Annotated in this window: 15 protein-coding genes; 4 read left to right on the top strand and 11 right to left on the bottom strand. The window is 63.1% G+C overall.

What is annotated here, in order from left to right:
* Positions 1 to 26: 26 nt before the first annotated feature.
* Both ACZYTC_RS20040 and ACZYTC_RS20035 read right to left on the bottom strand, forming a co-directional pair.
* Positions 27 to 584: a sigma-70 family RNA polymerase sigma factor gene (locus tag ACZYTC_RS20040; protein WP_434958751.1), complete on the bottom strand. Its 558-nt coding sequence runs from the start codon at positions 582 to 584 to the stop codon at positions 27 to 29.
* Positions 571 to 792 carry a NepR family anti-sigma factor gene (locus tag ACZYTC_RS20035; RefSeq protein ID WP_434958752.1) on the bottom strand — a complete coding sequence of 74 codons (222 nt, stop codon included), beginning with the start codon at positions 790 to 792 and terminating at the stop codon, positions 571 to 573. Before ACZYTC_RS20035 ends, ACZYTC_RS20040 begins: the two co-directional genes overlap by 14 nt.
* A 389-nt stretch (positions 793 to 1,181) precedes the next feature.
* On the opposite strand from ACZYTC_RS20035, the gene ACZYTC_RS20030 reads away from it, so the two are divergent.
* Entirely contained in the window at positions 1,182 to 1,973 is a 792-nt protein-coding gene (locus ACZYTC_RS20030; protein ID WP_434958753.1) for a response regulator, read from the top strand.
* A gap of 150 nt (positions 1,974 to 2,123) precedes the next feature.
* Positions 2,124 to 3,353, top strand: coding sequence for an MFS transporter (locus tag ACZYTC_RS20025; RefSeq protein WP_488990388.1), 1,230 nt, complete (start codon positions 2,124 to 2,126; stop codon positions 3,351 to 3,353).
* A gap of 9 nt (positions 3,354 to 3,362) precedes the next feature.
* Here ACZYTC_RS20025 and ACZYTC_RS20020 read toward each other — a convergent pair whose 3' ends face one another.
* From ACZYTC_RS20020 to ACZYTC_RS20000, 5 genes are all read right to left on the bottom strand, one after another.
* A complete protein-coding gene (locus ACZYTC_RS20020; RefSeq protein ID WP_434958755.1) occupies positions 3,363 to 3,851 on the bottom strand; it encodes a response regulator in 489 nt (162 codons plus the stop codon).
* Positions 3,852 to 4,001: 150 nt separating this feature from the next.
* Entirely contained in the window at positions 4,002 to 4,379 is a 378-nt protein-coding gene (locus ACZYTC_RS20015; RefSeq protein ID WP_434958756.1) for a response regulator, read from the bottom strand.
* Between the two features lie 134 nt (positions 4,380 to 4,513).
* Complete coding sequence (glgX, locus tag ACZYTC_RS20010) at positions 4,514 to 6,631, bottom strand: glycogen debranching protein GlgX (RefSeq protein ID WP_488990387.1); 2,118 nt, start codon at positions 6,629 to 6,631, stop codon at positions 4,514 to 4,516.
* 439 nt (positions 6,632 to 7,070) lie between these two features.
* The gene (locus ACZYTC_RS20005) at positions 7,071 to 7,547 is read right to left on the bottom strand and encodes a DUF992 domain-containing protein (RefSeq protein ID WP_488990386.1); all 477 of its coding nucleotides are present in this window, start codon (positions 7,545 to 7,547) and stop codon (positions 7,071 to 7,073) included.
* 96 nt (positions 7,548 to 7,643) lie between these two features.
* The gene (locus ACZYTC_RS20000) at positions 7,644 to 7,781 is read right to left on the bottom strand and encodes a hypothetical protein (RefSeq protein ID WP_441770864.1); all 138 of its coding nucleotides are present in this window, start codon (positions 7,779 to 7,781) and stop codon (positions 7,644 to 7,646) included.
* 11 nt (positions 7,782 to 7,792) lie between these two features.
* Between ACZYTC_RS20000 and ACZYTC_RS19995 the strand changes: the two genes are divergently transcribed.
* A complete protein-coding gene (locus tag ACZYTC_RS19995; protein WP_434958760.1) occupies positions 7,793 to 8,854 on the top strand; it encodes an AI-2E family transporter in 1,062 nt (353 codons plus the stop codon).
* 86 nt (positions 8,855 to 8,940) lie between these two features.
* Here the strand turns inward: ACZYTC_RS19995 and puuE are convergent, their stop codons facing one another.
* From puuE to ACZYTC_RS19975, 4 genes are all read right to left on the bottom strand, one after another.
* Complete coding sequence (puuE, locus tag ACZYTC_RS19990; protein WP_434958761.1) at positions 8,941 to 10,371, bottom strand: allantoinase PuuE; 1,431 nt, start codon at positions 10,369 to 10,371, stop codon at positions 8,941 to 8,943.
* A gap of 3 nt (positions 10,372 to 10,374) precedes the next feature.
* The gene (uraH, locus tag ACZYTC_RS19985) at positions 10,375 to 10,728 is read right to left on the bottom strand and encodes a hydroxyisourate hydrolase (RefSeq protein WP_434958762.1); all 354 of its coding nucleotides are present in this window, start codon (positions 10,726 to 10,728) and stop codon (positions 10,375 to 10,377) included.
* A 220-nt stretch (positions 10,729 to 10,948) separates the two neighbouring features.
* Entirely contained in the window at positions 10,949 to 11,902 is a 954-nt protein-coding gene (locus ACZYTC_RS19980; protein WP_454811385.1) for a LysR family transcriptional regulator, read from the bottom strand.
* The gene (locus ACZYTC_RS19975) at positions 11,895 to 12,044 is read right to left on the bottom strand and encodes a hypothetical protein (RefSeq protein WP_488990385.1); all 150 of its coding nucleotides are present in this window, start codon (positions 12,042 to 12,044) and stop codon (positions 11,895 to 11,897) included. The genes ACZYTC_RS19980 and ACZYTC_RS19975 overlap by 8 nt, the downstream gene beginning before the upstream one ends.
* A 234-nt stretch (positions 12,045 to 12,278) precedes the next feature.
* On the opposite strand from ACZYTC_RS19975, the gene ACZYTC_RS19970 reads away from it, so the two are divergent.
* A complete protein-coding gene (locus ACZYTC_RS19970; protein WP_488990384.1) occupies positions 12,279 to 13,550 on the top strand; it encodes a urate hydroxylase PuuD in 1,272 nt (423 codons plus the stop codon).
* Positions 13,551 to 13,683: the final 133 nt, after the last annotated feature.

The following is a 13,683-nucleotide window of genomic DNA, read 5'->3' as shown; positions in this document are numbered from 1 at the left end:
ATTAAAGGTATGGCGAAAGCGGGCCGTCACGAGGGAGGCTCGCGTCCACCGACCCGCAGGGCGGCCAGCATCTTGGCATCCGGGCCCGTATCGTCCGCATCATTGGTCGAGAGCATCTCGGCCAGCCGCGATCTCGCCCGGTTGACGCGGCTCTTGATGGTACCGAGGGCCACGCCGCAGATCTCCGCCGCCTCCTCATAGGAGATGCCCGAGGCACCCACCATGATCAGGGCCTCACGCTGCTCCTCGGGCAGCTTGGCGAGGGCCGCCGTGAAATCGGCGATCGCCAGATGCCCTTCCTGGTCGGCGTGAACGGCTAGACGTTCGGCATAGATCCCATCGCTGTCCTGCACCTCGCGCGAACGCTTGCGGTAGAGCGAGTAGTAGATGTTGCGCAGAATCGTGAACAACCAGGCCCGCATATTGGTGCCTGGCTCGAACTTGTCGGCATTGGCCCAGGCCTTCAGCAGCGTATCCTGCACCAGATCGTCCGCCAGGGTGATCGAGCCCGACAGGGACGCGGCAAAGGCACGCAAACTGGGAATATGTGCGACGAGCCCGTCCTTGAAGCTATCGCCGCTCATCGTCCTTGCCCTCCCCGGCCTTCTTCTCCTGCTCTTCGAGCTCGGCCAGGAGTGTCAAAAACCTGTCAGGCACGGGGGCCCGGACGATCGATTCGTAATGGGCCTGGAGGGATCGAGCGACATAGTCGCGGATCTGTGGATCGAGCTTGCCGTCACCCGGGGGGCTCTGATCGGGCAGATCCTCGTCTGGCTTCTTATTCCTCGACATCACTACTCCCGTGAAACGGCACCGGCACCACCATCGCTCCCAAGCAGGTTCCTCACGGATCGCCATGGGTCCGATGGAGGGGAACCTGCAAGATACCAAACATTTGCAGAATTTCCCGGCGAGGCCCAACCACGGGCTTCGCCGGGAAATTCGACCTGAGCAGGCGAGAAGGCCTGTCTTGGGTGAAGAGATCATGCAATGCCAATCGGCGAAACGCATCCCCCTTCGGATACGTTCCATCCTGTCGAAGAAATAAATTCATTGTCAGGAACTATTCGTCTGTGGTGCTCTTCCGGGCCGCATGAGCGACCGATCAAAGCGTTTTGCGATGGGACGGAATCACCTAGAATCGCAAAGACGCGTCGAAACAAAGAGTTAGAGCAAACACAATGTCGATCGCAGCCGAGATCGCGCCGCAACTGCCTTATCTGAGGCGTTTTTCCCGGGCTCTGAGCGGCAGCCAGGCCAGCGGCGACGCCTATGTGGTCGAGACGCTGGAGGCCTTGGTTGCCGACCCAGCGTCCTTTCCGCGCGCCCTGCCGCCGCGCATCGCGCTCTATCAGGTGTTCCTGAGATTGTGGTCCTCCCTGTCCCTGAACATGGAGCCGGCCAAGCAGGTCGAGGGCATCTCGCCGGAACAGCGCCTTGAGCGCCTGGCACCGCGCTCGCGCCAGGCGTTCTTGCTGACCACGATGGAAGGCTTTGCCTCGGAAGAGGCCGCCACCATCATGCGTATCGACGAAAAGGAAGTCATCGCCCTGGTGGCCGAGGCCACCGAGGACGTCGCCCGCCAGATTGCCACCGAGATCCTGATCATCGAAGACGAGCCGATCATTGCGCTCGATCTGCAATCGATCGTGGAGGAACTCGGACATCGTGTCGTCGGCATCGCACGCACCCATGCCCAGGCGCTCGCCCGGGTGAGGGAGCATCCGCCAGGCCTGATCCTCGCCGACATCCAGCTCGCCGACGGCAGTTCCGGCCTGAAGGCCGTGAACGAGATTTTGGCGAGCGTGGAACTGCCGGTGATCTTCATCACCGCCTATCCTGAAAGGCTGCTGACCGGCCAGCAGCCTGAACCGGCCTTCCTGATCACCAAACCCTTCCGGCCTGAAATCGTGAAGGCCACCATCAGCCAGGCGCTGTTCTTCGACAAGCGGGCCAGTCTGCGCCCAGCCTGAAGACCACGACAGCACTGATGCGTGCCGTCCAAGCGAATCTCGTCCTGAGAGCCCGATAAGCTCCGTCTCCACGGCAGGCACAGGAAACGGGTGGCTGGCACTCGCGCCATCGGCTTTTGTCCCGGCAGCCCTTTCTTGCCGAGGATTGTCATGAGGACGCTCCACCCCGACCGCCTGCCGCCGGCCTTCCGGCGCATCGGCTGGTCGAATCTTCTTGCCCAGCTCTCCGAACAGATCGCCCTCGCCGCCGCTCCCCTGGCGGCCGTGATCCTGTTTGCCGCCGGCCCCGCCGAGACGGGCTGGCTGCAGACCGCACAGACCCTGCCTTTTCTCCTGCTCTCCATCCCGGCCGGTCTGGTCGCCGATCGCGCTTCGCGGCGAGGACTGATGGCGGCATCGGAAGCGCTGCGGGCGCTCTCCCTCGCGCTCACCATCCTGCTGCTCGGCCTCGGCCAGATGAATCTGCTCTTGCTGGCCTTGCTCGGCTGCGCCGGTGCCATCGGCACCGTGTGCTATAGCGTGGCTGCGCCGGCTCTGATCCCTACGCTGGTGCCACGCGCCCAGCTTGCCGACGCCAATCGCTGGCTGGAATTGGCGCGCAGTGCCGCCTATGCCGGCGGCCCGGCCCTGGGCGGCGCCCTCGTCGGCTGGATCGGCGCACCGGTCGCCTATGTCCTCTCCACCATCCTCTCGATCTGGGCGGTGGTCCTACTTGCCGGCCTGCCGAAGGAAGACATGGCGGCTCATACCGGCCGCAGGCTCCTGCACGATTTGAAGGAGGGCGCCGTCTTCGTCACCAGCCACGACCTGCTCAGGCCCATCCTCCTCACCGCCGTCTTCTTCAACATCGGCTGGTTCTGCATCCAGGCCATCTATGTCGCCTATGCCGTGCAAGTCCTCGGAATGACGGCCTTTGAAGTCGGCATCACCCTCGGCATCTACGGCGCAGGCATGATTGCCGGTGCCAGCGCCGCACCGATGCTGGCGCGGCGCGTCTCGTTCGGCACCATGATCGTGCTCGGGCCGCTTGGCGGCTTCTGCGCCGCGCTCCTCATGCTGGGGACCGTATGGTTCCCCTCCCCGATCATAGCCGGATTCAGCTATTTCCTGTTCGGTGCCGGACCGATCCTGTGGACGATCACCACCACCACCCTCAGGCAGGCGGTTACGCCCAACGCCATGCTCGGACGCGTCTCGGCGCTGGTCATGACCGCAACCTTCGGCGCGAGGCCAGTCGGAGCGGCGGCGGGCGCCTTCATCGCCTCTCACGCCGGCGCGGCGGCCTGCCTGGGTGCGGCGGCTATCGGCTTCCTGGTGCAGCTCCTGGTGATCCTGCTTTCCCGCGTGCCGAGACTGCGAGCCCTGCCCGACATGGCCTGAGCAGGCGGTTCAGCCTGCCCGATCCGCCAGACCGCGCACCTTGTTGACGAAGTCGTCGGGATTGAAGGGTTTGCTGACGAGAAGGCAGTCGAAATAGAGCCGGCGGCGCTCCGGCAAGCCAAAGCCGGAGACGAACATGATTTCCAGCGTGGGCCAGCGCTCCCTGGCCTTCAAGGCGAGGTCATAGCCACTCATCGGCCCGGGCATGCGGACATCGGTGATCAGTACCCGGGCATCCCCGTTCGAGGCCAGGATGTCGAGCGCCGCCTCGGCGCGCGCCGCCTGCAAAACCCTGAAGCCGGCATCTTCGAGCAGATCGGCCGTGATCAGCCTGACATCCTTGTCATCGTCGACCAGCACCACTGTTACCGGAGGGGAGCTAGCGATATCGTCACGTCCTGGTGCGGCACCGGGGCTGCCATGCGCCGGCTTGCGTGGGCCGGCACGGTGTTCCGGTGCGTTGTGCATTGCCGGTTCGGCGAAGGCTTGCTGTTTCACGACTCTTGTCCCCTCAGGCTCCGTCAGGACGTCCTGCGATGGGTTGGCATCGCAAAGGCGTGTTGAAACAACGGGTTGGAACAAGGCCGCGTCGTCGCTTCAATATGCTGCTCTGGGGAACGAACGCCCGAAGCTCGCCTTTGTTCCGGCTCAACCTGCGGGCAGCATCGACCGGACCTTGGCCTCGAATTCACCGGTCTCGAAGGGCTTGACGATGACGTCCTGCCCTTCATCCATTTCGAGATCCTGGCGCTCGGCAGCCTCGTAACCGGTGAGGAAGAGCACCTTCAGGGCCGGCGTGGCCTGGCGTGCCAGTCGAGCCAGATCCCAGCCATTCATGCCCGGCAGCCCGATATCCGTAATCAGCAGATCGATGCTATCAGCACTCTTCAGAAGGGAAATGGCCGAATCGGCATCCTTGGCCTCGAGCGTGGCGAAGCCGAGATCGTTCAGGATATCGACGACGAGCAACTGAATGACTGCCTCGTCTTCGACGACGAGAATGGTTCTCTTGTCGTGGTCGGCCATGCTTCGGATCTCGAACTCAAATCGGGATTGCTGCCGGAAAACCGCTTCCGGAACGGAGAATCACTAGCTGCTGAAATGGGCGCTTCGGGCACTCACGGCACTATAGCCTATCCGACGGGGAAAACAGGGCCGGTTCAATCGACCCGCTCGAACAGAACCAGGGAACGACTGGCGAGCGCATAGGCCTGGCCGACGGCGATGTTCGTTTCAGGTAGATCCGGATCATCGGTGGCGATCAGGCGTTTCCACGCCGAACCGTCATAGCAGGGCGGCAAGGTGAAGTTCAGCGTCTCGTGATGGGCATTGAGCAGGACGAGCAGTGTGGCGTCCGCTCCACGCTTGCGGATGCCGCTGGCCTGGGCCCGGCCGTCCAGCAACAGGCCGAAGCAGGAGGGTTCGTCGGCATCGTCCCAGCGCGCCCTCGTCATTTCCTCGCCGCTGTGATGGATCCAGGTCGCCTCGCGCACGTCGATCGCCTCGTTGATGCGCTCGCCGATCAAGAAACGCGATCGCCGCAGGATCGGATATTTGCGCCGGAGAACCGTCAGCCTGCGGACGAAATCGGTGAGCGCCTTGCCCTCTTGCGCTGCCTGCCAATCAAGCCAGCTGATCTCGTTGTCCTGGCAATAGGCATTGTTGTTGCCCTGCTGGCTGCGCCCGAACTCGTCGCCGGCCACGATCATCGGCGTCCCCTGCGAGAGCAGCAGCAGCGCCAGGAAATTGCGCATCTGGCGTTCGCGCAGATCCTTGACGGCTATGTCGTCGCTCGGCCCTTCGGCGCCGCAATTCCAGGAGCGGTTGTTGGAGCTGCCGTCCCGATTGTCCTCGCCATTGGCTTCGTTATGGCGGTCATTATAGGAAACCAGGTCGCGCAGCGTGAAACCGTCATGGGCGGTGACGAAGTTGACGGAGGCCCAAGACTTGCGGCCACGATGGTCGAACTTGTCCGGTGAGCCGCACAGGCGGGGCGCCAGGGCTGCAGGCCGGGCCTCGCCCCGCCAGAAGTCACGCACGGTATCGCGATAGACGTCGTTCCACTCGGCCCAGCCGGGTGTGAAGCCGCCGACCTGATAGCCACCGAGCCCGACGTCCCAGGGCTCGGCGATCAGCTTGACGTTCTCCAGCACGGGATCCTGGCTGACCGCCTTGAGGAAGCCGCTGTCGGGATTGAAGCCGTCGACATCGCGGGCCAGCACGGTACCGAGGTCGAAGCGGAAGCCGTCGACATGCATCTCGTTCACCCAGTAGCGCAGGCTGTCCGTCACCATCTGGATCACGCGCGGATGGCTGACATTGAGGGTGTTTCCGGTGCCGGTGTCGTTGATGTAGTAGCGCGGCTCGTTGGGCATCAGCCGATAATAGGAGGCGTTGTCGATGCCCTTGAACGACAGGGTCGGGCCGAGTTCGTTGCCCTCCGCCGTGTGGTTGTAGACGACGTCGAGGATGACCTCGAGGCCTGCATCGTGGCAGCGCGCCACCATTTGCTTGAATTCGGCCAGCACGCCCGGGGGATCGGCGGCATAGCGCGGATCGGGTGCGAAGAAGCCGATGGAATTATAGCCCCAGTAGTTCCTGAGGCCGCGCTGGAGCAACTGGTCGTCGTCGACGAAGGTATGCACCGGCAGGAGTTCGACCGTGGTGACGCCAAGCGAGCGGATATGCTCGAGGGACTGGATCGAGGCGAGGCCCGCATAAGTGCCCTGCAAGGCCGGCGCGATCCCGGGATGGCGCTTGGTGAACCCCTTTACATGGGTCTCGTAGATGATGGTCTGGTCCCAGGGCACAAGCGAGCGATTGCCCGGCCAGTCGAAGCGCGCATCGACCACCATGCAGCGTGGCATGAAGGGGGCGCTGTCGCGCGTGTCGAAGCTGAGATCGCCCTCGCCGAGCGTATAGCCGAACAGCGCAGGATCCCATTTCAGCGCGCCGACATGGGCGCGTGCATAGGGATCGAGCAGGAGCTTGTTGGGATTGAAGCGGTGACCGGCCTTCGGCTCGTAAGGGCCGTGCACACGATAGCCATAGAGCGTGCCGGGGCTGACATCGGGCAGATACCCATGCCAGATCTCGTCGGTGAACTCAGGCAGTTCGATGCGTTCGAGTTCCTGCTCGCCGCTCGAGTCGAACAGGCAGACCTCGACCTTGCTGGCATGCGCCGAAAACAGCGCAAAATTGGTACCGGCCCCGTCCCAGATCGCGCCGCGCGGATGGGGATGTCCCTCACGCACCCTCGTGCCGAAGAACTGGGTCATACCGTCGTCTCCCGTTCGGTCGTCCTGCGAGCCACCCGCGCATCGAGCAGCGGGAGATGCAACGCATCACCGTTACACATTGCACTGCAACATGGGCAGATGCAAGCATTTGCACCCCATCGCGAAACGGCAGACAGGCAATGCTATTTGGATAAGACCTCTTTCGTTTAAGATATTTTTTCGCAACCGCATGTACATGAAAGTACGCAATGTCCTTACTTTAAAACCGAGTGATATTGTTCTGATATTATTGTCGCATATATTCAATTTTAAATACCAGAATACCTAGTTTTGCGTTTTGACACCAGACTATGAGACCGCCCCGCCCCTCGGGGCGTCGTCGCAGACCCGGTTTCACATGAAACGCACAAGGTCTGGGAAAGCGCCGCGGCCGTCGCGACGCTGGATTCGTGACGGCCCTGGCGCTCTTCGGTCGACTTCAGCGGAAAGCCCGCAGATCGAGCGCGGCAACGCCCGCGGCCAGGCCAATGCCGGTCTGGGCTTGGGCCGAAAATGGCTGCAGGGTGATCGAACGCCCCGATCCACCGACGAGCGCATTGGCCCCGCCGCCGACCCCGAGCGTCGCCGATGCACCGACACCGCCATAATTGCCGGCAAGCGCACCATGCATGCGGCCCTGACCGGGTGCGAACACGCCCCAGACCAACACGCCACGCTGGGTGCGGCCGATGTCGAGGCCGAATTTTCGGATCGTGCCGTAATAACGTTCCGAATAGCCCCGATTGGATTTGAAGACGCAGCTCATTTCCTTGGAGGACGTCACGATCAACCCGAGCCCGCCGGCGACATTGCAGCGCAAGACGCCGAGCCGGACACTGGAGGCGGCGGAAGCCGTACCCCCACAGGCGAGTGCAATCGCCAAAGCTGTACCAGCCACGACAGTGGAACCACGCACGGAACATCCTTTCGTCGATGATTGCCGAAGCATTCACGGATGCTAACCATCCGTGTCATGGATGGTTCCGCGATGGTCCTGCGTGCTATTGCGGCATCACACATCCGGATCGACCGGAACTCTGATGCCGCCAACCACGTTGGACGTTACGCTGCAGATCGGGCTCGGGCATTCCAATGCCTCGATGCGGCAGCCTCGGACCACCAGCAGGGCCTTGCATGCAAGATCAGACAACACCTATTCCAGTGAACACACCCACCGCCCAGACGGACATCAAAGGCGAACTGGAGGAGGCACGCCTTCCTCTTGATCCCCGAACCATCATCCAGGCCTGCCTGCTGGTCCTGGCGAGCCTGGCGATCGCCTATGTCGCTGCCGACATCATCCTGCCGCTGGTGCTTGCTTTCGTGCTGAAACTGCTGTTTCAACCAGTCATGCGCCAGCTCGAGCGGCTCCGCCTGCCGCGCAGCATCGCGGCCCTCCTGATGATCTTCGTCTTCTTCGGCCTGTTCGTAGGGCTGGGGGCCGCCGTCGCGGGGCCGGCCACCGAATGGGCAACCCGCCTGCCGGAAGCCCTGCCGCGACTGCAGGAGCGCCTGTCCGTCCTCAGTCGACCGATCCAGACCTTCCAGAGCTTCATGCAGCAGATCGGCGCCGGTGGGGGCGCCAATGTCGACATTCTCGGTGCGGCCTTCCGGGGCACGCAGCATTTCGCCAGCGGTTTCTTCGAAACGATCCTGATCCTGTACTTCCTGCTGGTATCGGGGGACACCTTCCTGCGCAGGATGGTCGAAATCCTGCCCCGCTTCAGCGACAAGCGGCAGGTCGTCACGCTGTCGCAGCAGATCGAGGAAAACATCTCGATCTATCTGGCCACGATCACCGTGATGAACGGATTGGTGGGGCTGGCCACCGGCCTGACCATGTGGGCCACCGGGCTCGGCGATCCGATCCTGTGGGGAGTCGTCGCCTTCGCCCTCAATTTCGTGCCGATCATAGGGCCCTTCTTCGGGGTCGCCCTGTTCGCCTTTGCCGGCCTGCTGCAGTTCGACACGATGCTGGCGGCCTTCCTGCCGGCCGGGCTCTATCTGGTGATCCATCTGATCGAGGGCGAGATCGTCACGCCGATGCTGCTGGCCAGGCGCTTCACGCTTAACCCGGTGCTGATCATTCTCGCCTTGATCTTCTGGTTCTGGCTGTGGGGCGCGCCGGGCGCCATCCTGGCGGTTCCGATGCTCGCCATCCTCAAGATCATCTGCGACGGGGTCGGCCCCCTCAACAATATCGGCCGCTTCCTGGAAGCCTGAAGCTGTCTCGCGAAGCGAGGTTGAAGGAAGTGCGGTGACCATGGCTCACCGCTCACGGTGGCGCCGCCCCTTCCCCTTGCCGCCGCTCAGCCGGGCAGCATGTCCTTCAGCCTGAGGCGGGCGATCTCGCCGATCTGCTTGAGGGCCTCCGCGAATTCCTGGGCCCGGTCATGCTGCAGGCGCCGCTCGAAGGCGGCGATGATCTCAGCCTTCGAGCGGCCCTTGATCGCCATGATGAACAGGAAGCCGAACCGGGCCTTGTAGGCGTCGTTGAGCTCGGTGAACCGCTTGAGTTCCTCCGGCGTGAGGCGGTCGAGGCCGGCAGAGGCCTGTTCGGCGGAGGATTCGGCGGTCAGCATCTTGGCCTGGGCGAGTTTTCCGGCCAGATCGGGATGCGCCATGATCAAGGCGAGCTTGGCCTCGTCGGAAGCTGCGTTCAGCACCTTCGTCATGGCCGCATGCAGGCCTTCGGCCGTGTCCTCGGCCGGCGTCAGCCCCTTGTCATAGACGCCCTCAGCCACCCAGGGCGAGTGCTCGAACACGCCGCCGAAACGCTCGACGAACAGAGCCCGGTTGATGCGTGTCGGCACATAGCCGCCTTCCGGCGGGTGCTGGCGGATCCAATGGCGTGCGATGTCGAGGCGGGTGGCGAACCAGACATCGGCATGGCCGCGGGCATAATCGAGGAAGCGGGCGAGCGCGGCGGCGCGGCCGGGCCGGCCGACCAGGCGGCAATGCAGGCCGATCGACATCATCGCCGGCTGCTCGCCGCCTTCGGCATAGAGCGTGTCGAAGCTGTCCTTGAGATAGGCGAAGAACTGATCGCCGCTGTTGAAGCCCTGGGGCGTGGCGAAGCGCATGTCATTGGCATCGAGCGTATAAGGCACGATCAGTTGGGGACCGCGGGGCCCCTCGACCCAATAGGGCAGTTCGTCGGCATAGGAATCGGCCGAGTAAAGGAAGCCACCTTCCTCCATGGTCAGTTCCAGCGTCCGGGCCGAGGTGCGGCCCTGATAGAAGCCGAGCGGCCTGGAGCCGGTGAGTTCGGCATGGATGCGGATGGCTTCCTCGATATGCTCGCGCTCGCCTTCCTTGGTGTAGTCGCGATAATCGATCCATTTCAGGCCATGGCTGGCGATTTCCCAGCCGGCCTCGGCCATGGCGGCCACGGCCCCGGGATTGCGCTGCATGGCGGTGGCGATACCGAAGACGGTGACAGGGATCCGGCGCTCGGTAAACATCCGGTGCAGGCGCCAGAAACCAACGCGCGAGCCGTATTCGTAGATGGATTCCATGTTCATGTGGCGCTGGCCCTGCCAAGGCTGGGCGCCGACGATCTCGGACAGGAAGGCTTCCGAGGCCGCATCGCCATGCAGGATGCAGTTCTCGCCGCCTTCCTCGTAATTCACCACGAATTGCAGGCAGACCCGCGCCTTGCCGGGCCAGGCCGCCTGCGGCGGCTTGCCGGCATAGCCGATGAGATCGCGATCATAGGGCGCTTGTGACGTCTCGCTCATCGCTCACGAACCCCGATAGGTGGAATAGCTGAAGGGCGAGCAGACCAGCGGCACGTGATAGTGTCCGTCCTTGTCGGCCAGCGTTACGCGCAGGGGCACGACATCGAGAAATTCGCCGGCACCGATGGCACTGAGACCACGAAAATAAGCGCCGATATGGAAAACCAGTTCATAGACGCCGGGCACAAAGGCATCGCCCACCATCAGGGGCTGATCGGTGCGGCCGTCCTGGTTCGTCGTCGTCGTGGTCACGGTGACGCGCCCGCCCGATGCATCCAGACGCTGGAGTTCGATGGTCACGCCCTGCGCGGGCTTGCCCCGGCTGACGTCGAGCACATGCGTGGAGAGCCTTCCCATATCGTCCTCACCCAATCCTGTCCCTGAGCGGCTTGGAGCGCGCCCTTGCGATCCACCCGGATCGTGAAATGTTTTTGCTTCCGGAAATCTGGCACGGCCATTAAAGGCGCACCCCAGACGATAACGAATTTGCGGCCCGGCATTTCCAAATATTTTGTGAAGATGTTTCGGTAAAGAATACTCTTCTGCTGCAGGCCATCCTCAGGCTTGATGGAGCGTGTCAGGCTTCATTCTCCTGCAAGGATGACAGGCCTGACGGCAGGGGACCCAGTCGGGCGAGTTCGGTCGCGAGATAGCGTCGGCCCCGCTCGACCAACAGGTCGGCAAAAGCCTTCACCTTGAGCGGTACGAGATTTCGCGTCGGATAGAGCACGGCCAGCGTGGCAGGCGGTGGCGGATTGGCGGTCAGAACGGGAACAAGACGACCTTGGGCAAGCGCATCGGCAATTTCGTAGACCGGCTTGAGCACGATGCCGCGCCCGTCGAGCGCCCAGGCGGTGAGCACATCGCCGTCATCGGCATCGAGCGAGCCCTTGATCGGAACGCTGATCTCATCCCCGTCCTGGCTGAGAGACCAGCGGAACTCGCGCGAACCGGGAAAGCGCAGCAGCAGGCATTGGTGGCGCGCCAGATCGGCTGGCGTCATCGGCATGCCGGTGCGTTCGATATAGGCGGGGGAGGCACACAGAACACGCTCGGCGTCGGCGATCTTGCGCATGATCATCGAGCTGTCCGCATAAGTGACGAATTGCAGCGCGAGGTCGCAAGATTCGGCGATGATGTCGAGGCGGCGCTCGGACAGGCGCAACTGCACGTCGATCTGCGGGTGGGCATCGCGATAGGCCGCTGCGGTCGGGCCGACAAGGCGCCGGCCGAGGCCGAGCGGCGCGGCGACCCGGATCGAACCGAGCGGCATGGCACCGAGCTCGCCAATATTGGCCTCGGCCATTTCGATGGTGTGCAGGGCGTCGATGACGTGGTCGTAGAAGATCCGGCCTTGCTCGGTCAGGCCCATATTGCGGGTGGTGCGATTGAACAGCCGGCAGCCGAGGTGGTTTTCCAGCGCCTGGATGCGCTGGCTGATCACATTGGCGGAAACGCGCATGCGTCGGCCGGCTTCGGAGAAGCTGCCGGCTTCGACGGCACGGGCGAAGGAACGGAAATTTTCAAGCATGGCGGGCGGTTCCGTAAGGCAGATCGTCGGCTGTGGTTTCGACCAGCTTCGACAGGATGAAACGAAGGTGACCGGGAGCAATTGTCATCGGTTGACCGGCACACCCGGAGCGCCGGCCAAAACCTCGCTTCTGCTTGATCATGCTTCACCTCGTTCTGCTTGCGGCCAATATCTTTGGCCTGGATCGACTATCCACCTTCGAACCCATTCGACGATCTGAATGAGGGTCGAAGGTCATCAAACTGGCGAGATTCTTGCCTGTCAGCTCCACAGGGCGGCATTTGTTGCCGTGACTGTGGGGAACAATCATGCAGCCCGTAAGCCCGTAGTAAAGGACGGCTTTGCGGACTACGACGGAAATGGGAGGAAATAACCAATGCTGATGACCCTGTACGAATGGGGCAGTCTGATGTTGCGTTGGGCACATGTCATCACCGGGATCGCCTGGATCGGCTCCTCGTTCTACTTCATGCATCTGGACGCGAGCATGCGTCCCACCCCGAAGATCCCCGCGGGGCAGGGCGGCGAAGCCTGGGAAGTCCATGGCGGCGGCTTCTATCAGGTGCAGAAATATCTGGTGGCGCCGGACTTCCTGCCCGAGCACCTCACCTGGCACAAATGGCAGTCCTATTCGACCTGGTTGACCGGCTTTTGCCTGTTGCTGTGGGTCTATTACGCCCAGTCGAGCCTGCTCCTGATCGATCCCAGCGTCCGGGTGCTGTCGCCGGCCGTGGCCCTGGTGGTCGGCATTGGCGGTCTGGCCGCCGGCTGGCTGGTCTATGACTTCCTGTGCAAATCCCCGATCGGCAAGAACGAGACGCTGCTGGCCGGCATCGGCCTGGTCTTCGTGGTGTTCATGGCCTGGTTCTTCCAGCAGATGTTCTCGGCCCGCGGCGCCTTCATCCACACTGGCGCGCTGATGGCGACGATGATGTCGGCCAATGTGTTCTTCATCATCATCCCCAACCAGCACAAGGTGATCGCCGCGCTCAAGGCCGGGCAGGTGCCCGACCCGGCGCTCGGCAAGGCAGCCAAGCAGCGCTCCGCACACAACAACTATCTGACGCTGCCCGTGCTGTTCCTGATGCTGTCCAACCACTATCCGCTGACCTATTCCAGTCCCTTCGCCTTCCTGGTTGTCGGCCTGATCCTGGTCGCCGGCGCGCTGATCCGGGTGTTCTACAACGAACGCCATGCCGGCCGCGGCGACAAGTGGTGGACCTGGGCGCTTGCGGCCATCCTGATCTTCGGCGCCATCTGGATCAGCGCCTTCCGCTCTCCGGCCTTCCGCGATGCCTTCGACCTCGGCGCCATCGAGGCGCCGGCGGCAACCGAAACCGCCCTCGCCGCCACCGTTCCGGTGGCGGTGCACGACATCATCACCAGCCGCTGCTCCATGTGCCATGCCGAGACGCCGGTCTATCAGGGCATCAACATGCCGCCCAAGGGCGTGCTCCTGGATTCGCCCACCAATATCGCCCGCAACGAGCATGAAGTGTTCGTGCAGTCGGTGATGACGCATGCGATGCCGCCGAACAACGTCACCGAGATGACCCCGGAAGAACGCCGTGTGGTGCGCGACTGGGTGCTCAGGCGTGAGAAGGCCGCGGCGCAAGCCAAGCCAGCCGTTCAGCTCGCCGGCCGCTGAGGCCGGGCCGGCACCAATCCCTCCTCCCTTCCCAGAACCATCGTGCAAGGCCCCGTTCGCGGGGCCTTTTTTGCGTGACGGGCCAGGCAGGTCCTGTCGGCATGCCGCTCCGCTGTTGCGTGAGGAGGCGGGC

The organism is Labrys sp. F242, assembly GCF_057813875.1.
This window is presented reverse-complemented; position numbering and strand designations above follow the sequence as displayed.

Bases quoted from the DNA above. Each gene is read 5' to 3' on its own strand.
- ACZYTC_RS19970 (WP_488990384.1), top strand. From the start codon at position 12,279: ATGCTGATGACCCTGTACGAATGGGGCAGTCTGATGTTGCGTTGGGCA.
- ACZYTC_RS19975 (WP_488990385.1), bottom strand. From the start codon at position 12,044: ATGATCAAGCAGAAGCGAGGTTTTGGCCGGCGCTCCGGGTGTGCCGGT.
- glgX (WP_488990387.1), bottom strand. From the start codon at position 6,631: ATGACCCAGTTCTTCGGCACGAGGGTGCGTGAGGGACATCCCCATCCG.
- ACZYTC_RS20030 (WP_434958753.1), top strand. From the start codon at position 1,182: ATGTCGATCGCAGCCGAGATCGCGCCGCAACTGCCTTATCTGAGGCGT.
- ACZYTC_RS20015 (WP_434958756.1), bottom strand. From the start codon at position 4,379: ATGGCCGACCACGACAAGAGAACCATTCTCGTCGTCGAAGACGAGGCA.
- puuE (WP_434958761.1), bottom strand. From the start codon at position 10,371: ATGAGCGAGACGTCACAAGCGCCCTATGATCGCGATCTCATCGGCTAT.
- ACZYTC_RS20035 (WP_434958752.1), bottom strand. From the start codon at position 792: ATGTCGAGGAATAAGAAGCCAGACGAGGATCTGCCCGATCAGAGCCCC.
- uraH (WP_434958762.1), bottom strand. From the start codon at position 10,728: ATGGGAAGGCTCTCCACGCATGTGCTCGACGTCAGCCGGGGCAAGCCC.
- ACZYTC_RS20025 (WP_488990388.1), top strand. From the start codon at position 2,124: ATGAGGACGCTCCACCCCGACCGCCTGCCGCCGGCCTTCCGGCGCATC.
- ACZYTC_RS19980 (WP_454811385.1), bottom strand. From the start codon at position 11,902: ATGCTTGAAAATTTCCGTTCCTTCGCCCGTGCCGTCGAAGCCGGCAGC.
- ACZYTC_RS20040 (WP_434958751.1), bottom strand. From the start codon at position 584: ATGAGCGGCGATAGCTTCAAGGACGGGCTCGTCGCACATATTCCCAGT.